The following is a 19,577-nucleotide window of genomic DNA, read 5'->3' on the forward strand; positions in this document are numbered from 1 at the left end:
CTTTTTTGTTAGGTCTGAGGTATGATTCGATTTATTTTAACTGCAGAGGATGGATGCGATGAAGAAATTATATATTCTATTGTTGTTAGCTATTTCTCTACCAGCACTAGCCTATGAATACCAGTATGGAGAATGGGTATCATTTACAGGAAAAATCCGACCAATGCACGGCGGCTGGGCTGCTATTGTCCTTGACAAGCCAATAACCGTTGTACCATCACTTGGAGATAATGACGGTATAGACACTCCTGAAACAGGAGTAACGATGATGCAGCTCGTTATGTCGTCTGAACATTTTCAGCAATATCGTCAATTTAAAGGTAAAAGGGCACGGGTACAATGTGAAACACTATTTCATAGCCATACCATACATCATAAAACACCTGTATTGTGTGATGTTTTTAAAATTTCTGCACCCAATAGACCTTAGAAAAAACAATGAACGCCGGAGGTTTAGAAAGCAAAATTTATAGGGCTGTTTGTCATCATCCTCGCCGCCCTGCTGGTATTCGGCCAGTATTTTTCCGAAAAGAAAATGAAAGACGACGGGTTTATCAACTGATGCGGATTTGAACCGGATCCGCGACCCAAACATCATTATGCCGTCTGAACGCCCCCGCTTCAGACGGCATACCGTTTCCGCAAGCCCTTTCAGCACATAAGGCGCACCCCGTTGTGCCGCACCGATTCAGAAAGGCGATACCTTTCCCCAACCAGCCCGAACCCTGCCGCCCCCAAGGCGGGTGTTCAAGCATTAAGAAAATGCCGATGAAATTCTTTTCTCGGAAATCATTAAACGTGATGAAGCGTGGCTGCAACAGGAACTCGACCGCCTCAAGCTCACTGCCGTGCAAGTCTATATCGGCGAATACATCGACGAGAAACTGGTGGCACATCCTTACCCATAACCGCCGGAAATCCGATAACGGATTTATCTCCCGCCTTCCCAAGCAAGCTGTGCGGACAACCGTCAAACACCTAAAAAATGCCGTCTGAAACTTTACTGTTTCAGACGGCATTCCATATCCAAGCCTATTTCCTCTGTCGGCCCAAATCGGCGGCAGCGGTAAACAAAACGTCGGTTGAAGAATTCAACGCCGTTTCCGCCGAATCCTGAATTACGCCGATGATAAAGCCGACGGCAACCACCTGCATAGCGACATCGTTGCTGATGCCGAACAGGCTGCACGCCAGCGGAATCAGCAGCAGCGAACCGCCCGCCACGCCGGACGCGCCGCACGCGCTGACCGTCGCCACCAGGCTCAACAGCAGCGCGGTGGCAAAATCAACCTGTATGCCTTGGGTGTGCGCCGCTGCCATAGCCAAAACGGTAATCGTAATCGCCGCGCCGCCCATATTGACGGTCGCCCCCAACGGGATGGAAATCGAATAAGTGTCTTCGTGCAGCCCCAGTTTTTTCGCCAAAGCCATATTCACGGGGATATTGGCGGCGGAAGAACGGGTAAAGAAGGCATACACGCCGCTTTCGCGCAGGCAGGTAAACACCAGCGGATAAGGGTTGCGGCGGATTTTCCACCACACGATGGCGGGATTGACCGCCAGCGCGATAAACGCCATACAGCCCAACAGCACCGCAAGCAGCTTCGCATAACCCGCCAGCGCGCCGAAACCCGTCTCCGCGATTGTGGACGACACCAGCCCGAAAATGCCCAAAGGGGCAAAACGGATAATCCACTTCACGACGGTGGAAACCGCTTCCGCCAAATCGGCAACGACCTGCCGCGTAACGTCCGAACCGTGATTCCGCAACGCCGCGCCCAAAACCAAAGCCCAAGCCAGAATGCCGATATAGTTGGCATTGGCAATCGCGTTAATCGGGTTGGCGACCAGGTTCATCAGCAGCGATTTCAACACTTCCACAATGCCGGAAGGCGGCGCGGCGGACACATCGCCCGCGCCCGCCAAAACAATGTGCGTCGGGAAAACCATACCTGCGATGACGGCGGTCAGGGCTGCGGAAAACGTGCCGATGAGGTAGAGGACGATAATCGGCCTGATATGCGCCTTGTTGCCTTTTTGGTGCTGCGCGATTGTGGCCGCCACCAAAATAAATACCAAAACCGGCGCGACCGCTTTGAGCGCGCCGACAAACAGGCTGCCGAACAAGCCTGCCGCCAAGCCCAGTTGCGGTGAAACCGAACCGATTACGATGCCCAACGCCAAACCGGCGGCAATCTGCCTGACCAGGCTGACGCGGCCGATCGCATGAAATAAGGATTTGCCGAACGCCATAATTCTTCCTTATGTTGTGATATGTTAAAAAATGTTGTATTTTAAAAGAAAACTCATTCTCTGTGTTTTTTTTATTTTTCGGCTGTGTTTTGAGATGCGTTGATTTGCCCTATGCAGTGCCGGACAGGTTTTGCTTGATCATTCGGCGCAACGGTTTAATTTATTGAACGAAAATAAATTTATTTAATCCCGTTTATTTTCCGGCACTATCCCGAAACGCAACCTGTTTTCCATATGCGGATTAGAAACAAAATACCTTAAAACAAGCAGATACATTCCCGGCGGGCCGCAGCTGCCGAAATACCGGCGGCAGTATGCCGTCTGAAGCGTCCCGCCCCGTCCGAACAACACGAAAACGGTCGTTCGAAACCCCGTCCGAACAGTGTTAGAATCGAAAACCGCCACACCGATGCACGACACCCGTACCATGATGATCAAACCGACCGCCCTGCTCCTGCCGGCTTTATTTTTCTTTCCGCACGCATACGCGCCTGCCGCCGACCTTTCCGAAAACAAGGCGGCGGGTTTCGCATTGTTCAAAAACAAAAGCCCCGACACCGAATCAGTCAAATTAAAACCCAAATTCCCCGTCCGCATCGACACGCAGGACAGTGAAATCAAAGATATGGTCGAAGAACACCTGCCGCTCATCACGCAGCAGCAGGAAGAGGTTTTGGATAAGGAACAGGTGGGCTTCCTTGCCGAAGAAGCGCCGGACAACGTCAAAACCATGCTCCGCAGCAAAGGCTATTTCAACAGCAAAGTCAGCCTGACGGAAAAAGACGGAGCTTATACTGTGCACATCACACTGGGGCCGCGCACCAAAATCGCCAACGTCGGCGTCGCCATCCTCGGCGACATCCTTTCAGACGGCAACCTCGCCGAATACTACCGCAACGCGATGGAAAACTGGCAGCAGCCGGTAGGCAGCGATTTCGATCAGGACAGTTGGGAAAACAGCAAAACTTCCGTTCTCGGCGCGGTAACGCGCAAAGGCTACCCGCTTGCCAAGCTCGGCAACACCCGGGCGACCGTCAACCCCGATACCGCCACCGCAGATTTGAACGTCGTCGTGGACAGCGGCCGCCCCATCGCCTTCGGCGACTTTGAAATCACCGGCACGAAGCGTTATCCGGAACAAATCGTTTCCGGTCTGGCGCGCTTCCAACCGGGCACGCCCTACGACCTCGACCTGCTGCTCGACTTCCAACAGGCACTCGAACAAAACGGGCATTATTCCGGCGCGTCCGTACAAGCCGACTTCGACCGCCTCCAAGGCGACCGCGTCCCCGTCAAAGTCAGCGTAACCGAGGTCAAACGCCACAAACTCGAAACCGGCATCCGCCTCGATTCGGAATACGGTTTGGGCGGCAAAATCGCCTACGACTATTACAACCTCTTCAACAAAGGCTATATCGGCTCGGTCGTCTGGGATATGGACAAATACGAAACCACGCTTGCCGCCGGCATCAGCCAGCCGCGCAACTACAGGGGCAAATACTGGACAAGCAACGTTTCCTACAACCGTTCGACCACCCAAAACCTCGAAAAACGCGCCTTCTCCGGCGGCATCTGGTATGTGCGCGACCGCGCGGGCATTGATGCCCGTCTGGGGGCGGAGTTTCTCGCAGAAGGCCGGAAAATCCCCGGCTCGGATGTCGATTTGGGCAACAGCCACGCCACGATGCTGACCGCCTCTTGGAAACGCCAGCTGCTCAACAACGTGCTGCATCCTGAAAACGGCCATTACCTCGACGGCAAAATAGGGACGACTTTGGGCACATTCCTGTCCTCCACCGCGCTGATCCGCACCTCTGCCCGCGCAGGTTATTTCTTCACGCCCGAAAACAAAAAACTCGGCACGTTCATCATACGCGGACAAGCGGGTTACACCGTTGCCCGCGACAATGCCGACGTTCCTTCGGGGCTGATGTTCCGCAGCGGCGGCGCGTCTTCCGTGCGCGGTTACGAACTCGACAGCATCGGACTTGCCGGCCCGAACGGATCGGTCCTGCCCGAACGCGCCCTCTTGGTGGGCAGCCTGGAATACCAACTGCCGTTTACGCGCACCCTGTCCGGCGCGGTGTTCCACGATATGGGCGATGCCGCCGCTAATTTCAAACGTATGAAGCTGAAACACGGTTCGGGACTGGGCGTGCGCTGGTTCAGCCCGCTCGCGCCGTTTTCCTTCGACATCGCCTACGGGCACAGCGATAAGAAAATCCGCTGGCACATCAGCCTGGGAACGCGTTTCTAAACCGATACGGCCGCTTCAGACGGCATTGCAGCAAACTATTTTGAAACAGACATTATGACCGATACCGCACCGACAGATACCGATCCGACCGAAAACGGCACGCGCAAAATGCCGTCTGAACACCGCCCTGCCCCGCCGGCAAAAAAACGCCGCCCGCTGCTGAAGCTGTCGGCGGCACTGCTGTCTGTCCTGATTTTGGCAGTATGTTTCCTCGGCTGGCTCGCCGGCACGGAAGCGGGTTTGCGCTTCGGGCTGTACCAAATCCCGTCCTGGTTCGGCGTAAACATTTCCTCCCAAAACCTCAAAGGCACGCTGCTCGACGGCTTCGACGGCGACAACTGGTCGATAGAAACCGAGGGGGCAGACCTTAAAATCAGCCGCTTCCGCTTCGCGTGGAAACCGTCCGAACTGATGCGCCGCAGCCTGCACATCACCGAAATTTCCGCCGGCGACATCGCCATCGTTACCAAACCGACTCCGCCTAAAGAAGAACGCCCGCCGCTCAGCCTTCCCGACAGCATAGACCTGCCTGCCGCCGTCTATCTCGACCGCTTCGAGACGGGCAAAATCAGCGCAGGCAAAACTTTTGACAAACAAACCGTCTATCTCGAACGGCTGGATGCTTCATACCGTTATGACATCAAAGGACACCGCCTCGACCTGAAAACCGCCGACACCCCGTGGAGCAAATCGACCGGCGCAGTCGTAATCGGTCTGAAAAAACCTTTTGTCCTCAACACTGCCATCTACACCAAAGGCGAACTGGAAGGCGAAACCATACACGGTACGGCGCGCCTGTGGGGCAGTTTGCAGGATATGCACACCGACCTGATACTGGATGGCGACAATATCCATTTATCGGGGAAATCCGTCATCCACCCGTTTGCCGAATCATTGGATAAAACATTGGAAGAAGTGCTGATTAAAGGATTCAACATCAATCCGTCCGCCTTCCTGCCCTCCCTACCCAAAGCAAGGCTTAACTTTGACCTGACCGCCATTCCGTCTTTTTCAGACGGCATAGCACTGGAAGGTTCTCTCGACCTGGAAAATACCGAGGCCGGTTTTGCCGACCGCAACAGCATCCCCGTCCGACAGATTTTGGGGGACTTCGTCATCGGTCAGGATGGTGTGGTACATATTGATGATGCGGACATTGCCCTGCTCGAACGGGGAAATATCAACCTGTCCGGCGATATCGATACCGGAAAAAACATCCTGCAACTGGATATAGGCATAGACTCTGTCGGCTCGGATGATGTGATTCAAACCGCAATCAACGGCAGGTTGAACGGAAATATCGGCATCAAAGGCCCAACCGCCTCGCCCGACATCACTTGGAAACTCAGCAACGGTACGGCACGCACGCACGGCAGCCTCGCCATCGCAAGCGACCCCGCAAACGGACAGCAAAAACTGGTGTTCGACACCGTTGGCATTGAAGCAGGGCAAGGCAGCCTGTCTGCCCAGGGCTACCTCGAACTGTTTAAAGACCGCCTGCTCAAGCTGGACATCCGTTCCCAAGCATTCGACCCTTCGCGCATCGATCCGCAACTTCCGGCAGGCAATATCAACGGCTCAATAAACCTTGCAGGCGAACTGGCAAAAGAGAAATTTACGGGCAAAATGCGGTTTTTGCCCGGCACATTCAACGGCGTGCCGCTCGCCGGAAGCGCCGACATTGTTTACGAGTCCCGCCACCTTCCGCGCGCCGCCGTCGATTTGCGGCTGGGACAGAACATTATTAAAACAGACGGCGGCTTCGGCAAAAAAGGCGACCGGCTCAACCTCAATATCACTGCACCCGACCTCTCCCGTTTCGGTTTTGGACTCGCGGGGGCTTTAAATATACGCGGACACCTTTCCGGCGATTTGGACGGCGGCATCCGAACCTTTGAAACTGACCTTTCCGGCACGGCGCGCAACCTGCACATCGGCAAGGCGGCAGACATCCGTTCGCTCGATTTCACGCTCAAAGGTTCGCCCGACACAAGCCGCCCGATACGCGCCGACATCAAAGGCAGCCGCCTTTCCCTGTCGGGCGGCGCGGCGGTTGTCGATACCGCCGGCCTGACGCTGGAAGGCACGGGCGCACAGCACCGCATCCGCACACACGCCGCCATGACGCTGGACGGCAAACCGTTCAAATTCGATTTGGACGCTTCAGGCGGCATCAACAGGGAACTTACCCGATGGAAAGGCAGCATCGGCATCCTCGACATAGGCGGCGCGTTCAACCTCAAGCTGCAAAACCGTATGACGCTCGAAGCCGGTGCGGAACGCGTGGCGGCAAGTGCGGCAAATTGGCAGGCAATGGGCGGCAGCCTCAACCTGCAACACTTTTCCTGGGACAGGAAAACCGGCATATCAGCAAAAGGCGGCGCACACGGCCTGCATATCGCCGAGTTGCACAATTTCTTCAAACCGCCCTTCGAACACAATCTGGTTTTAAACGGCGACTGGGATGTCGCCTACGGGCGCAACGCGCACGGCTACCTCAATATCAGCCGGCAAAGCGGCGATGCCGTATTGCCCGGCGGTCAGGCTTTGGGTTTGAACGCATTTTCCCTGAAAACGCGCTTTCAAAACGACCGCATCGGAATCCTGATTGACGGCGGCGCACGTTTCGGACGGATTAACGCCGATTTGGGCATCGCCAACGCCTTCGGCGGCAATATGGCAAATGCACCGCTCGGCGGCAGGATTACCGCATCCCTTCCCGACTTGGGCGCATTGAAGCCCTTTCTGCCCGCCGCCGCGCAAAACATTACCGGCAGCCTGAATGCCGCCGCGCAAATCGGCGGACGGGTCGGCTCTCCGTCCGTCAACGCCGCCGTCAACGGCAGCAGCAACTACGGGAAAATCAACGGCAACATCACCGTCGGGCAAAGCCGCTCCTTCGATACCGCGCCTTTGGGCGGCAGGCTCAACCTGACCGTTGCCGATGCCGAAGTATTCCGCAACTTCCTACCGGTCGGACAAACCGTCAAAGGCAGCCTGAATGCCGCCGTAACTCTCGGCGGCAGCATCGCCGACCCGCACTTGGGCGGCAGCATCAACGGCGACAAGCTCTATTACCGCAACCAAACCCAAGGCATCATCTTGGACAACGGCTCGCTGCGTTCGCATATCGCGGGCAGGAAATGGGTAATCGACAGCCTGAAATTCCGGCACGAAGGAACGGCGGAACTCTCCGGCACGGTCGGTATGGAAAACAGCGGACCCGATGTCGATATCGGCGCGGTGTTCGACAAATACCGCATCCTGTCCCGCCCCAACCGCCGCCTGACGGTTTCCGGCAACACCCGCCTGCGCTATTCGCCGCAAAAAGGCATATCCGTTACCGGGATGATTAAAACGGATCAGGGGCTGTTCGGTTCGCAAAAATCCTCGATGCCGTCCGTCGGCGACGATGTCGTCGTATTGGGCGAAGTCAAAAAAGAGGCGGTGGCACCACTCCCCGTCAATATGAACCTGATTTTAGACCTCAATGACGGCATCCGCTTCGCCGGCTACGGCGCGGACGTTACCATAGGCGGCAAACTGACCCTGACCGCGCAACCGGGCGGAAACGTGCGGGGCGTGGGTACGGTCCGTGTCATCAAAGGGCGTTACAAGGCATACGGGCAGGATTTGGACATTACCAAAGGCACGGTCTCCTTTGTCGGCCCGCTCAACGACCCCAACCTCAACATCCGCGCCGAACGCCGCCTTTCCCCCGTCGGTGCGGGCGTGGAAATATTGGGCAGCCTCAACAGCCCGCGCATTACGCTGACGGCAAACGAACCGATGAGTGAAAAAGACAAGCTCTCCTGGCTCATCCTCAACCGCGCCGGCAGCGGCAGCAGCGGCGACAATGCCGCCCTGTCCGCAGCCGCCGGCGCGCTGCTTGCCGGGCAAATCAACGACCGCATCGGGCTGGTGGATGATTTGGGCTTTACCAGCAAGCGCAGCCGCAACGCGCAAACCGGCGAACTCAACCCCGCCGAACAGGTGCTGACCGTCGGCAAACAACTGACCGGCAAACTCTACATCGGCTACGAATACGGCATCTCCAGCGCGGAACAGTCCGTCAAACTGATTTACCGGCTGACCCGCGCCATACAGGCGGTTGCCCGTATCGGCAGCCTTTCGTCGGGCGGCGAGCTGACATACACCATACGTTTCGACCGCCTATTCGGTTCGGACAAAAAAGACTCCGCCGGAAACGGCAAAGGGAAATAAACGGTTTTCAGACGGCATGGCACTGTCCGCCGCCATGCCGTCTGAAAGGCGCGCCGCCAAACCGGACATTTGAAAACCTGCTTTTCCGCCGCCGTCCGCCTGCAAGGGAACAGAATCGATATAGTGAATTAACAAAAATCAGGACAAGGCGACGAAGCCGCAGACAGTACAAATAGTACGGAACCGATTCACTTGGTGCTTCAGCACCTTAGAGAATCGTTCTCTTTGAGCTAAGGCGAGGCAACGCCGTACTGGTTTTTGTTAATCCACTATAAAAAACCGCCCTATCGGATAAGCCGCTTGACTGAAAAGGCTTTACCCGCGCCGTATCGGAACACGTACTCTAAAATACAATCCGTTGAATTGAAACAAATATAAAAACACTCGTCCGCAAAAACGGCAGCGCGTCGTTTGACAAAGAATGAAAATATAGGTTACAAACCGATTTTCATACAAAAAACACCGCCGCCGTCCGCATCCGTTTCAGACGGCATTGAGAGAAAATCTTTTAGGAGAACCTTTATGTCCCTGCATCCCGCCCGTACCGGAGAAAAAACATTCTTCGGCCACCCCTTCCAGCTTTCCACCCTCTTCCATATCGAATTGTGGGAACGTTTTTCATTTTACGGAATGCAGGGCATCCTGCTGATTTACCTCTACTACACCGCCGACAAAGGCGGCTTGGGCATAGACAAAACCCTCGCCGGCGGCATTGTCGGCGCATACAGCGGCAGCGTGTACCTGTCCACCATTTTGGGCGCGTGGTTTGCCGACCGCGTATGGGGTGCGGAAAAAACCCTCTTCCTCTCGGGCATCGTCGTGATGCTTGGACACATCGTCCTTGCCGCCGCCCCGGGCCTGTACGGCCTTTTAATCGGGCTGATATTCATCGCATTGGGCAGCGGTGGCGTGAAATCCACAGCCAGTTCTATGGTGGGCGCATTATACGAACAGGACGAAATGCGCCCGCTGCGCGATGCGGGATTTTCCATTTTCTACATCGCCATCAACATCGGCGGCTTCCTAGGCCCGCTGCTGACCGGACTGCTTCAAGAAAACATCGGTTTCCATTATGGTTTCGGCGCGGCGGCGGTCGGTATGGCATTCGGCTTGTGGCGTTATTCCTTGGGACGTAAAAACCTGCCCCACCCCACCGTCCCCCATCCGCTTTCAAAAGGACAGGGCAAAACTGCGGCCGCCGTCGGCATCGCCCTCATCGCCGCACTTGCAACCGCCATCAAAACCGGGCTTGTCAACCTCGACAATTTCTCCGGCATCCTCTTATCTACCGTCATCCTTGCCGTCATCGCCTATTTCGCCCGCCTGCTGACCAACCCCCGCGTCAGTTCCGACAACAAGCGGCACATCATCGCCTACATCCCGCTTTTCCTGACTATCTGTATGTTTTGGGCCGTCTGGTTTCAGATTTACACCGTGGCAACCGTCTATTTCGACGAAACCGTCAACCGCACCATCGGTTCGTTTACCGTGCCCGTCGCCTGGAAAGATTCTATGCAAAGCCTGTGGGTCATCCTGTTTTCCGGACTCATGGCGGCAATGTGGACAAAAATGGGGCGCAAACAGCCTAAAACCCCGCTGAAATTCGCTATGGCGGTATTTGTTACCGGCGCGTCGTTTTTGGGATTCGTCCCCTTTATTTCCTCTGGCACGCCGATGCCTATTGCGGTTTTCGCACTGATTGTCCTCGCCATCACGATAGGCGAACTGATGATTTCCCCGATTGCGCTGTCCATTTCCACCAAAATCGCACCGCCTTTATTCAAAACCCAAATGGTCGCCCTTAATTTCCTTGCCTTTTCATTAGGCTTCACTTTGGGCGGCGTATTATTTGAAAAAGGCTATCAGGCGGGCGACGAAATCGGCTTTTACCGGCTGCTGTTCTACATCGGCGCAGCCACAGGCTTCCTACTGCTCCTGCTCGTCCCCAAATTGAACAAAATGCTCGAAGGCACAGACTAAGTCCTGCCCCGATGCACCGATGCCGTCTGAACCCTTCAGACGGCATTTTTCCACATAATGAAACCAAGCCGTTTCCATCCAACCGGAAGGCAGCCTGCCAATTGTCATTCGAATACCCGCCTGATTCCGTCTGTTTGCAAGGGAAATAGCCGTTTATTTCCGCTTGGGCGGAAACCGGTTCTATTGAGTAAAAGGCATTTTGTCCGACTAAATGAGTGCTGCATCAACGAAATATATAGTGGATTAACAAAAATCAGGACAAGGCGACGAAGCCGCAGACAGTACAAATAGTACGGAACCGATTCACTTGGTGCTTCAGCACCTTAGAGAATCGTTCTCTTTGAGCTAAGGCGAGGCAACGCCGTACTGGTTTTTGTTAATCCACTATAAAAACACAGCCTAAATAAAAATGCCGTCTGAACCGTATTTCAGGTTTCAGACGGCATTTGCGTATCGGATGCACACCGGACGGGCGGTAAGCCGGGTTCTGTCTCGGACAGTCATTCCTCTAGGCATACCGTTGCCGGTATGCTCAAGCAACCTACCCGAACGCTCGGCGGGCAGCGTCATTGCGTTCTGTTTGGTCTTGCTCCGAATGGGGTTTGGCCTGCCGCATATTGTTACCAAATGCGCGGTGCGCCCTTACCGCACCTTTTCACCCTTGCCTGTGCTGCCAAAGCAGCCATCGGCGGTTTTGCTTTCTGTTCCACTTTCCGTCGCGTTACCGCGCCCGGCCGTTAACCGGCATTCTACCCTGCGGAGCCCGGACTTTCCTCCCCGTATGCCTTACGCGATACGCGGCGACTGTCTGCCCGTCCCGTGTGCGGCGCGGATTATAACACGAAACGCAAAAATGCCGTCTGAAGCGGTACAGGTTTCAGACGGCATACAGTTCAAACTACACGCCCTGTTTCAGGCTGGCTTCGATGAAGCCGTCCAAGTCGCCGTCCAATACGGCTTTGGTGTTGCCGACTTCGTAGCCTGTACGCAAGTCTTTAATGCGCGAGGAGTCCAAGACGTACGAACGGATTTGGCTGCCCCAACCCACATCGGACTTGCCTTCCTCCAATGCCTGTTTCTCTTCGTTGCGTTTGCGCATTTCCAATTCGTACAGTTTGGATTTCAACATTTCCATCGCGGCGGCTTTGTTAGCGTGTTGCGAACGGTCGTTTTGACATTGCACCACAATCCCCGTCGGCTCGTGGGTGATGCGCACGGCGGAGTCGGTTTTGTTGATGTGCTGACCGCCCGCGCCCGATGCACGGTAGGTGTCGATGCGCAAATCGGCGGGGTTGATTTCGATTTCGATGGAATCGTCGATTTCAGGGTAAACGAACACGGAGGCAAACGAGGTATGGCGTTTGTTGTTCGAGTCAAACGGCGAGTAACGCACCAAGCGGTGAACGCCGGTTTCGGTACGCAGCAAACCGTAGGCGTATTCGCCTTCCACACGGATGGTGGCGCGGTTGATGCCCGCGATTTCGCCGTCGTCTTCTTCAAGGATTTCGATTTTGAAGCCTTTGCGCTCGGCGTAGCGGCTGTACATGCGGAACAGCATACCCGCCCAGTCTTCCGCTTCGGTACCGCCCGCGCCAGCGGTGATGTCGATAAAGCAGTTGTTCGGGTCGGCGGGCTGGTTGAACATCCGTTTGAACTCCAAATCCGCCATCTGTTTTTCCAGTCCCGACACGTCTTCCTGCACGGCGGCAAAACCTTCTTCGTCGTTTTCTTCGACGGTCATTTCAATCAGCATGCGGTTGTCTTCGATGCCCGACGCGATGTTGTCGAGCGTCAATACGATGCCTTCGAGGATTTTGCGCTCTTTGCCGATTTCTTGGGCGCGTTTCGGGTCGTTCCACAGCTCAGGGTCTTCAGAAAGGCCGACAACTTCTTCCAATCGGTCTTTCTTACCCTGATAATCCATATAAACGCGGATGTCTTCGCTGCGTTTCTCCAAGTCGTTCAGGGTGTTGTTGAGCTGGTTGATTACTTCGGCTTCCATGATTCTTTTGTTCTTTCAAAATTTTAGGGGCGTATTGTACGGGATTCGGGTATTTTTTTCTATGGATAAAGCCTTCTGGAAACACGTTCGGACGGCATAGCGTCAATAACGGTATGCCGCCAGTTTACGTTTGATTTCAGGCAATGCGGCACGTGCGGCCTCTTCACCCAAGCGGATGGCGCGCTTTTTCTGATCGAATCCGCCGACTGCCCCCAAATCCAAAACCTGCGGTTTGATAACCACATCCGCCTGCCCCAACTCATTTTGCAGTGCGGAAACGCTCATTACGTTCAGCGTCTGATCGAGATAAGAGAAGAAACCTTGACCGACATTTTTACTCGGACGTGCGGAAATATCGACAGCGATGACAAAATTCGCCCCCTGCCGCCTGGCCGAACTGACAGGGACGGGCTGCGATAGGCCGCCGTCAACATATTTGTGCCTGCCGATGATGACTGGCTGGAACACATTGGGAATGGCTGCGGAAGCACGAACCGCCTGTCCGACATTCCCCTGATTGAAAGCGGCGGCCTTGCCGGTTTCAAAATCAGTAGCAACGGCGGCAAATTTGATGGGAAACTGCTGAATCTGCCTGCCGCCGACTTTTCGGTTGATGTAATTTTGCAGCTTTTCACCTTTGATAAAACCACTGGTGGACAAGGTTAAATCGACCAAATCGGTTTTACCTAAAATTTCGGCTTCCAATTCGAGGCGGTCGGGCGACATACCCGATGCAAAAAGGCTGCCGACTATCGAACCTGCCGATGTGCCGGTTACTACTTTTACAGGAATACCGTTTTCTTTCAAAACCTTAATAATTCCTATATGGGCAAATCCTTTAGATGCTCCGCCACCGAGTGCCAAACCGACCACTGCGGCGGTTTTGGCGGTTTGCACCGGTTTGTGGGCGGCATTGTTTCCCGCCGTACCGCAGGCGGCAAGCAACGCGGCGGCGGCGATTGCCAAAAGTGGTCTGATTTTTGAAAACATTACCATATTTTCCATTCCTTTATATATCGCATCCCGTCAAAGGGGGATTGCTTTTCTTAACAATCTCCTTTGACAGCCAAGCGAAAGGGGCTTTGTTAAGTCATCATCAAAATTAATATTTTCTTTTTTTCCTTTACGGAAATTGTATTTGAAAGCATACCGTCCAAGGCGGGAATTATCTCACAACACCGCCGTTATCCAAATATCCCGCCTTTTTTCCCTTTCTTTCCGTCAAAATACTTTCTTTTTATATTCATTAACTTGTTAAATTATTGGCTGCCGGGTGTCAGTTTTTCCGACAAAATCCGTCTAATGGGGTATCAACAGAACCAAAAACAGGAACACTTATGAAAATCGGAACAACTTGGCAGACGGCATCCGCTATGCTGGTTTTGCGTCTGTTTGCCGCATATGAATTTTTGGAATCGGGTTTGCAAAAATGGAACGGGGAGAATTGGTTTTCCGAAATCAACGATCAATTCCCATTCCCGTTCAACTTGCTGCCGGATGCGTTAAACTGGAATCTCGCTATGTATGCGGAGCTTTTGCTGCCCGTACTGTTGCTTTTGGGTTTGGCAACGCGCCTGTCGGCATTGGGGCTGATGGTCGTTACCGCCGTCGCTTGGGCTGCGGTTCACGCCGGTTCGGGTTACAATGTCTGCGACAACGGTTATAAAATGGCTTTAATTTATATCGTGGTATTAATCCCGTTGCTTTTGCAGGGTGCGGGCGGATGGTCGCTGGATACGCTGCTGAAAAAACGGTTTTGCCCCCGATGCCGTCTGAAACAAGATTGATTCAGTCGTGGAATCTGACTTTAAACATTCCAACCTTATCTCGTTAACTTGATATTCTGAAAAGGAAATAGAAATGAACAAAAACATTGCTGCCGCACTCGCCGGTGCTTTATCCCTGTCTTTGGCCGCCGGCGCCGTTGCCGCCGACAAACCGGCAAGCAACGCGACAGGCGTTCAAAAATCCGCCCAAGGCTCTTGCGGCGCGTCCAAATCTGCCGAAGGTTCGTGCGGCGCGGCTGCTTCTAAAGCAGGCGAAGGCAAATGCGGCGAGGGCAAATGCGGTGCGACCGTAAAAAAAGCCCACAAACACACCAAAGCATCTAAAGCCAAAGCCAAATCTGCCGAAGGCAAATGCGGCGAAGGCAAATGCGGTTCTAAATAATCCTACCCCTTCAAACCAAGCCGCGTTTTTCAGTAAAATGCGGCTTTTTTAACGGCAAACAAAGATTTTTTAAACAAGCACATTATTCTTTTGTGCCATCCGAACCGGGTAAAAATATGATTCAACACGCAGGCTTAGGCTACCGCCGCGACTTGGCGGAAGACTTTCTCTCGCTTTCCGAAAACAGCCCGATATGCTTTATCGAAGCCGCACCGGAAAACTGGCTGAAAATGGGCGGCAGGGCGCGCAAACAGTTTGACCGCGTAGCGGAACAGCTACCGCTGGCGTTGCACGGATTGTCTATGTCGCTGGGCGGGCAAGCCCCGCTGGATACCGATTTGATAGACGGCATCAGAGAAATGATGCGCCGTTACGATTGCACGTTTTTCTCCGACCATTTGAGCTACTGCCACGACGGCGGTCATCTTTACGATTTGTTGCCGCTGCCCTTTACCGAGGAAATGGTGCATCATACGGCGCGGCGTATTCGCGAAGTGCAAGACCGTTTGGGCTGCCGCATCGCCGTGGAAAACACGTCCTACTACCTGCATTCTCCGCTTGCCGAGATGAACGAGGTCGAGTTCCTCAACGCGGTTGCACGTGAGGCCGATTGCGGCATTCATCTGGACGTGAACAATATCTACGTCAACGCCGTCAATCACGGCCTGTTGTCGCCTGAAGCCTTTTTAGAAAATGTGGATGCAGAGCGCGTGTGCTATATCCATATTGCCGGACATGACGTGGAAACGCCCGAATTGTTAATTGATACCCACGGCGCGGCGGTTTTGCCGACTGTTTGGGATTTACTCGAGCTCGCCTACACCAAGCTTCCCACCATCCCTCCCACCCTGTTGGAACGCGATTTCAATTTCCCACCTTTTGCCGAACTCGAAGCCGAAGTCGCCAAAATTGCCGACTATCAAACGCGTGCAGGAAAGGAATACCGCCGTGCAGCCTGAAACCTCCGCCCAATACCAGCACCGTTTCGCCCAAGCTATACGCGGGGGCGAAGCCGCAGACGGCCTGCCGCAAGACCGCCTGAACGTCTATATCCGCCTGATACGCAACAATATCCACAGCTTTATCGACCGCTGCTATACCGAAACGCTGCAATACTTTGACAGCGAAGAATGGGGCCGTCTGAAAGAAGGTTTCGTCCGCGACGCGCGTGCCCAAACGCCCTATTTTCAAGAAATCCCCGGCGAGTTCCTACAATATTGCCAAAGCCTGCCGCTTTCAGGCGGCATTTTGGCACTGATGGATTTTGAATATACCCAATTGCTGGCAGAAGTTGCACAAATTCCGGATATTCCCGACATTCATTATTCAAATCACAGCAAATACACACCCTCCCCTGCGGCCTTTATCCGGCAATATCGATACGATGTTACCGATGATTTGCAGGAAGCGGAAACAGCCTTGTTAATATGGCGAAATGCCGAAGATGATGTGATGTACCAAACATTGGACGGCTTCGATATGATGCTGCTGGAGATAATGGTTTCCTCCGCGCTTTCGTTTGACACCCTCGCCCAAACCCTTGTCGAATTTATGTCTGAGGACGATAATTGGAAAAATATTTTGCTTGGGAAATGGTCAGGCTGGATTGAACAAAGGATTATCATCCCCTCCTTCGCAAACAGGAGTAATTAAATATGAATAATAAAAAATTGAAAGATAAAGAATTGGAAAAGCAAAAGCTAGAAGATTTTGAATGTTGGCTATGGGATATGCCCAATACCATAGATAGTTTTATGCATAGGATGCCGAGAGAGATTGCTGAAAATCTGGATTTTTCAATAAAATCACTTGATATTATTGAAAAATATTTATTAGATACTTATCAAAATAGTAAGCAAATTATGGATGATCCATCATATGTTTTGGATGGATATGCCGTTTATGTTGGGGAAACATTTATAAAGATTCTTAATGATCCAAGTTTACATTGGGAATTAATGCTTGATGAGGAAAATGTATATTATAATCTACCTGTTATAAAAGGAAGAAATTTAATAGACTGCCCATTAACAATGATTACTACATGCTTGCATAGGAGAAAAGGAGTATTTCTATCTTCATTATTAACAAAATTTATAAATTCCAACTAAATTTTTTAAATATGTTAAATATGGTTAAGAAAAAAAATTGAAGGATAAAGAATTTGGAAAAGCAAAAGCTGGGATATTTTGAATGTTAGGCTATGGGATAAACCCAATACCATAGATAGTATTCCCAATACCAGGGAGATTGCTGAAAATCTGGATTTCTAAACGGACTTATCTAGTATCCCCTGAAGATAAACAAATTTTACGAAAAGGATACTAATTATGATATTTGGATGTAAGAAATTTTTTGCTATTGAAGTAACCAAGCTACCAATAAAATCCTATTATTCCACAATACCATTGAGAATTTGGATAAATTCTATACCACTAGGAAGATTTAATGATGAGACCTATATTCCCGTAATCCGCCATATCCGAAAATATGGAAGACAATTCCCCGGGCCAAAACCATCTATCCGCATAAAATTACCTTGTTCCCGATACTATGCCGCTACCCGACCTGACCGATGCCGAATTAATGGAGTCGCGCAAACTGCTTCTGCATTTTGCGCGGCTCCAATTGCCCGACCATCCTGATTTGGCTGAAGATTTAGTACAGGAAACATTGCTGTCCGCATACAGCGCAGGCGACAGTTTTCAAGGCAGGGCGCTTGTCAACAGCTGGCTTTTTGCCATATTGAAAAACAAAATTATTGACGCATTACGTCAAATCGGGAGGCAGAGGAAAGTCTTTACCGCACTGGATGACGAGCTGCTGGATGAAGCATTTGAAAGTCATTTTTCCAAAAACGGGCATTGGACGCCGGAAGGGCAGCCGCAACATTGGAATACTCCGGAAAAATCATTAAATAACAACGAATTTCAAAAAATTCTGCAAAGCTGCCTATACAACCTTCCTGAAAACACCGCACGGGTATTCACCCTGAAGGAAATACTCGGTTTTTCATCTAACGAAATACAACAAATGTGCGGTATCAGCACGGCCAACTACCACACCATTATGCACCGCGCCCGAGAATCATTGCGCCAATGCCTGCAAATTAAATGGTTCAACCAAGAAAACCCGAAGTAACCGTTATGAAAAAATGCCGCGATATTACCCTGCTTCTTTCCAAACATCAGGAACGGGAAACCACCCCGGGCGAGAAGATTTCCATATACACACACCTGCTGTTCTGCCCGCATTGCCGGGAATATAAAAGACAGCTTCAAACCATCAAAATATCGCTGGCAAAAACAACCCGAACTTCAAAATAAATGCCGTCTGAAAGGGCTTCAGACGGCATAAGCTGACGGAAACAAATCAAACCAATTTACTGTTATCGGCAGTTCATCCATAATACACACTTCAAAAGCAGCATATTCCCCATACGGAATATATAAATACGTAAAACACAAAGGCTACATCAATTTGCTATATTTGCCTTATTTCACAGACGGCATTATCCCTCCCACCCAACCCGTTCTTTCTGAATGAGCGGATTCCAATGATTAAGGAAACCCTAATGCGCCCAATCTTCCTATCTTTCGTTTTACTCCCTATATTGCTAACCGCCTGCAGCACACCGGACAAGTCTGCCCGATGGGAAAATATCGGCACAATCTCAAACGGCAATATTCATACATATATCAACAAAGACAGCGTGAGAAAAAACGGAAATCTGATGATTTTCCAAGATAAAAAAGTTGTTACCAATCTAAAACAAGAACGTTTTGCCAACACCCCCGCATACAAGACTGCCATTGCCGAGTGGGAAATCCACTGCAACAACAAAACATACCGCTTAAGTTCGCTACAGTTGTTTGATACAAAAAACACAGAAATTTCCACACAAAGCTACACAGCCTCTTCCCTCCGCCCGATGAGCATCCTGTCTGGGACATTAACTGAAAAACAATATGAAACCGTATGTGGGAAAAAACTCTAATTACAACTTATGCACAAACTTATCCATAAGCCTTATTATAAAAATGCCGTCTGAAATACTGAAATATCAGCATTTCGGACGACATTTTGCCATTCCCTGAAAAGTTACCCCGAAGTTATCCACATTATTTTTTTAAAACCGGCTTCCATCCGAAATATAAACCTGCTATATAATTTCACTATCCAAACGTAAATTGTTCCATTGATACACAAAACTGCTTGCCCCTATAATTTTGATAAAGCATTTTTTGCATTCTCGGTTCCGTCCCGTAACCAATACAGCCTCTAAAAAATAATCGCTTGTTTTGACACCAATACACTCATACAAATACAGAAATTCAAGAAAATAACCTTGTGTATTTACCATCTCAAGCAATTCGGAAAGATCAAGAAATTTTCTGACCGTAAACAAACGTTTCCCTAAAAAAACGATGTCTTCAAAAATATCAACCAAATAATCGTCTTCGGCGTTTTCATTTTCATGGGTTAAAACAACACGGGAAAAATCTGTTTTCAGATGCTTGCCCGCTTGATTGTTTGGATTGTTGTCCAGAACGATAAAACCGTCCTCAAAATCAAAGCAGACGTTGCGTCCTTCTACCTTTATCTCTGTGCAATAACAATCATGTAGAGAAATACCATCCGAAAAATTTTTTCTTTGTGTATGCAAAAAAGTTTTCATTCAAGTACCCATAT

General features: G+C 51.5%; 17 protein-coding genes and 1 other RNA gene. 12 read left to right on the forward strand and 6 right to left on the reverse strand.

The genetic code is table 11. The features are described from left to right. Nucleotides 1-58 precede the first annotated feature (58 nt). Nucleotides 59-430, forward strand: coding sequence for a DUF4431 domain-containing protein (locus tag Q9J79_RS04645; protein ID WP_301911135.1), 372 nt, complete (start codon nucleotides 59-61; stop codon nucleotides 428-430). Between the two features lie 124 nt (nucleotides 431-554). Here the strand turns inward: Q9J79_RS04645 and Q9J79_RS04650 are convergent, their stop codons facing one another. Beyond that, nucleotides 555-1,019, reverse strand: coding sequence for a hypothetical protein (locus tag Q9J79_RS04650; protein ID WP_301911136.1), 465 nt, complete (start codon nucleotides 1,017-1,019; stop codon nucleotides 555-557). A gap of 13 nt (nucleotides 1,020-1,032) precedes the next feature. Then, a complete protein-coding gene (gene sstT, locus Q9J79_RS04655) occupies nucleotides 1,033-2,253 on the reverse strand; it encodes a serine/threonine transporter SstT (RefSeq protein WP_301911137.1) in 1,221 nt (406 codons plus the stop codon). Nucleotides 2,254-2,662: 409 nt separating this feature from the next. Between sstT and Q9J79_RS04660 the strand changes: the two genes are divergently transcribed. The 3 genes from Q9J79_RS04660 to Q9J79_RS04670 all read left to right on the forward strand — a co-directional run bounded on the left by Q9J79_RS04660 (nucleotide 2,663) and on the right by Q9J79_RS04670 (nucleotide 10,714). After that, nucleotides 2,663-4,510: an autotransporter assembly complex protein TamA gene (locus tag Q9J79_RS04660; protein WP_301911199.1), complete on the forward strand. Its 1,848-nt coding sequence runs from the start codon at nucleotides 2,663-2,665 to the stop codon at nucleotides 4,508-4,510. A gap of 54 nt (nucleotides 4,511-4,564) precedes the next feature. Next, on the forward strand, nucleotides 4,565-8,734 hold the full coding sequence (locus Q9J79_RS04665; RefSeq protein ID WP_301911138.1) for a translocation/assembly module TamB domain-containing protein: 4,170 nt from the start codon (nucleotides 4,565-4,567) through the stop codon (nucleotides 8,732-8,734). Nucleotides 8,735-9,256: 522 nt separating this feature from the next. Then, nucleotides 9,257-10,714, forward strand: a complete 1,458-nt coding sequence (locus Q9J79_RS04670) for an oligopeptide:H+ symporter (protein WP_304680212.1) — start codon at nucleotides 9,257-9,259, stop codon at nucleotides 10,712-10,714. Between the two features lie 460 nt (nucleotides 10,715-11,174). Here Q9J79_RS04670 and rnpB read toward each other — a convergent pair. The 3 genes from rnpB to Q9J79_RS04685 all read right to left on the reverse strand — a co-directional run bounded on the left by rnpB (nucleotide 11,175) and on the right by Q9J79_RS04685 (nucleotide 13,712). Next, an RNA gene (gene rnpB, locus Q9J79_RS04675) (RNase P RNA component class A) lies at nucleotides 11,175-11,534 on the reverse strand. Nucleotides 11,535-11,612: 78 nt separating this feature from the next. Then, on the reverse strand, nucleotides 11,613-12,716 hold the full coding sequence (gene prfB / locus Q9J79_RS04680; protein ID WP_096108780.1) for a peptide chain release factor 2: 1,104 nt from the start codon (nucleotides 12,714-12,716) through the stop codon (nucleotides 11,613-11,615). A gap of 102 nt (nucleotides 12,717-12,818) precedes the next feature. Continuing rightward, complete coding sequence (locus Q9J79_RS04685) at nucleotides 12,819-13,712, reverse strand: patatin-like phospholipase family protein (RefSeq protein WP_196428255.1); 894 nt, start codon at nucleotides 13,710-13,712, stop codon at nucleotides 12,819-12,821. 341 nt (nucleotides 13,713-14,053) lie between these two features. Here Q9J79_RS04685 and Q9J79_RS04690 point away from each other — a divergent pair, with 341 nt between their 5' ends. From Q9J79_RS04690 to Q9J79_RS04725, 8 genes are all read left to right on the forward strand, one after another. After that, nucleotides 14,054-14,503, forward strand: a complete 450-nt coding sequence (locus tag Q9J79_RS04690) for an HvfX family Cu-binding RiPP maturation protein (RefSeq protein ID WP_003710760.1) — start codon at nucleotides 14,054-14,056, stop codon at nucleotides 14,501-14,503. A gap of 73 nt (nucleotides 14,504-14,576) precedes the next feature. Continuing rightward, nucleotides 14,577-14,885: an HvfA family oxazolone/thioamide-modified RiPP metallophore gene (locus Q9J79_RS04695; protein ID WP_003688122.1), complete on the forward strand. Its 309-nt coding sequence runs from the start codon at nucleotides 14,577-14,579 to the stop codon at nucleotides 14,883-14,885. Nucleotides 14,886-15,001: 116 nt separating this feature from the next. After that, a complete protein-coding gene (locus tag Q9J79_RS04700; protein WP_301911140.1) occupies nucleotides 15,002-15,844 on the forward strand; it encodes an HvfB family MNIO-type RiPP peptide maturase in 843 nt (280 codons plus the stop codon). Next, nucleotides 15,834-16,538, forward strand: a complete 705-nt coding sequence (locus Q9J79_RS04705) for an HvfC family RiPP maturation protein (RefSeq protein WP_301911141.1) — start codon at nucleotides 15,834-15,836, stop codon at nucleotides 16,536-16,538. Before Q9J79_RS04700 ends, Q9J79_RS04705 begins: the two co-directional genes overlap by 11 nt. A gap of 2 nt (nucleotides 16,539-16,540) precedes the next feature. Continuing rightward, on the forward strand, nucleotides 16,541-16,996 hold the full coding sequence (locus tag Q9J79_RS04710) for a hypothetical protein (protein ID WP_096109292.1): 456 nt from the start codon (nucleotides 16,541-16,543) through the stop codon (nucleotides 16,994-16,996). Between the two features lie 442 nt (nucleotides 16,997-17,438). Further along, a complete protein-coding gene (locus Q9J79_RS04715) occupies nucleotides 17,439-18,026 on the forward strand; it encodes a sigma-70 family RNA polymerase sigma factor (RefSeq protein ID WP_301911142.1) in 588 nt (195 codons plus the stop codon). Between the two features lie 5 nt (nucleotides 18,027-18,031). Further along, nucleotides 18,032-18,211, forward strand: a complete 180-nt coding sequence (locus Q9J79_RS04720) for a zf-HC2 domain-containing protein (protein ID WP_301911143.1) — start codon at nucleotides 18,032-18,034, stop codon at nucleotides 18,209-18,211. A 230-nt stretch (nucleotides 18,212-18,441) separates the two neighbouring features. Then, nucleotides 18,442-18,882 (forward strand): surface-adhesin E family protein, encoded by a 441-nt coding sequence (locus Q9J79_RS04725; RefSeq protein ID WP_019271991.1) that lies wholly within the window; start codon nucleotides 18,442-18,444, stop codon nucleotides 18,880-18,882. Nucleotides 18,883-19,047: 165 nt separating this feature from the next. On the opposite strand, the gene Q9J79_RS04730 is transcribed toward Q9J79_RS04725, so the two are convergent. After that, nucleotides 19,048-19,563, reverse strand: a complete 516-nt coding sequence (locus tag Q9J79_RS04730) for a hypothetical protein (protein ID WP_301911144.1) — start codon at nucleotides 19,561-19,563, stop codon at nucleotides 19,048-19,050. Between the last annotated feature and the right edge of the window lie 14 nt (nucleotides 19,564-19,577).

It is taken from the genome of Neisseria viridiae, assembly GCF_962747995.1.
GTDB classification, from domain to species: domain Bacteria; phylum Pseudomonadota; class Gammaproteobacteria; order Burkholderiales; family Neisseriaceae; genus Neisseria; species Neisseria viridiae.

Coding starts and splice junctions, on each gene's coding strand:
- Q9J79_RS04665 (WP_301911138.1), top strand. CDS start 4,565: ATGACCGATACCGCACCGACAGATACCGATCCGACCGAAAACGGCACG.
- Q9J79_RS04695 (WP_003688122.1), top strand. CDS start 14,577: ATGAACAAAAACATTGCTGCCGCACTCGCCGGTGCTTTATCCCTGTCT.
- Q9J79_RS04720 (WP_301911143.1), top strand. CDS start 18,032: ATGAAAAAATGCCGCGATATTACCCTGCTTCTTTCCAAACATCAGGAA.
- sstT (WP_301911137.1), bottom strand. CDS start 2,253: ATGGCGTTCGGCAAATCCTTATTTCATGCGATCGGCCGCGTCAGCCTG.
- Q9J79_RS04715 (WP_301911142.1), top strand. CDS start 17,439: ATGCCGCTACCCGACCTGACCGATGCCGAATTAATGGAGTCGCGCAAA.
- Q9J79_RS04685 (WP_196428255.1), bottom strand. CDS start 13,712: ATGGTAATGTTTTCAAAAATCAGACCACTTTTGGCAATCGCCGCCGCC.
- Q9J79_RS04670 (WP_304680212.1), top strand. CDS start 9,257: ATGTCCCTGCATCCCGCCCGTACCGGAGAAAAAACATTCTTCGGCCAC.
- Q9J79_RS04690 (WP_003710760.1), top strand. CDS start 14,054: ATGAAAATCGGAACAACTTGGCAGACGGCATCCGCTATGCTGGTTTTG.
- Q9J79_RS04725 (WP_019271991.1), top strand. CDS start 18,442: ATGATTAAGGAAACCCTAATGCGCCCAATCTTCCTATCTTTCGTTTTA.
- Q9J79_RS04700 (WP_301911140.1), top strand. CDS start 15,002: ATGATTCAACACGCAGGCTTAGGCTACCGCCGCGACTTGGCGGAAGAC.
- Q9J79_RS04660 (WP_301911199.1), top strand. CDS start 2,663: ATGCACGACACCCGTACCATGATGATCAAACCGACCGCCCTGCTCCTG.
- Q9J79_RS04710 (WP_096109292.1), top strand. CDS start 16,541: ATGAATAATAAAAAATTGAAAGATAAAGAATTGGAAAAGCAAAAGCTA.
- Q9J79_RS04645 (WP_301911135.1), top strand. CDS start 59: ATGAAGAAATTATATATTCTATTGTTGTTAGCTATTTCTCTACCAGCA.
- prfB (WP_096108780.1), bottom strand. CDS start 12,716: ATGGAAGCCGAAGTAATCAACCAGCTCAACAACACCCTGAACGACTTG.
- Q9J79_RS04730 (WP_301911144.1), bottom strand. CDS start 19,563: ATGAAAACTTTTTTGCATACACAAAGAAAAAATTTTTCGGATGGTATT.
- Q9J79_RS04650 (WP_301911136.1), bottom strand. CDS start 1,019: ATGCCGTCTGAAACAGTAAAGTTTCAGACGGCATTTTTTAGGTGTTTG.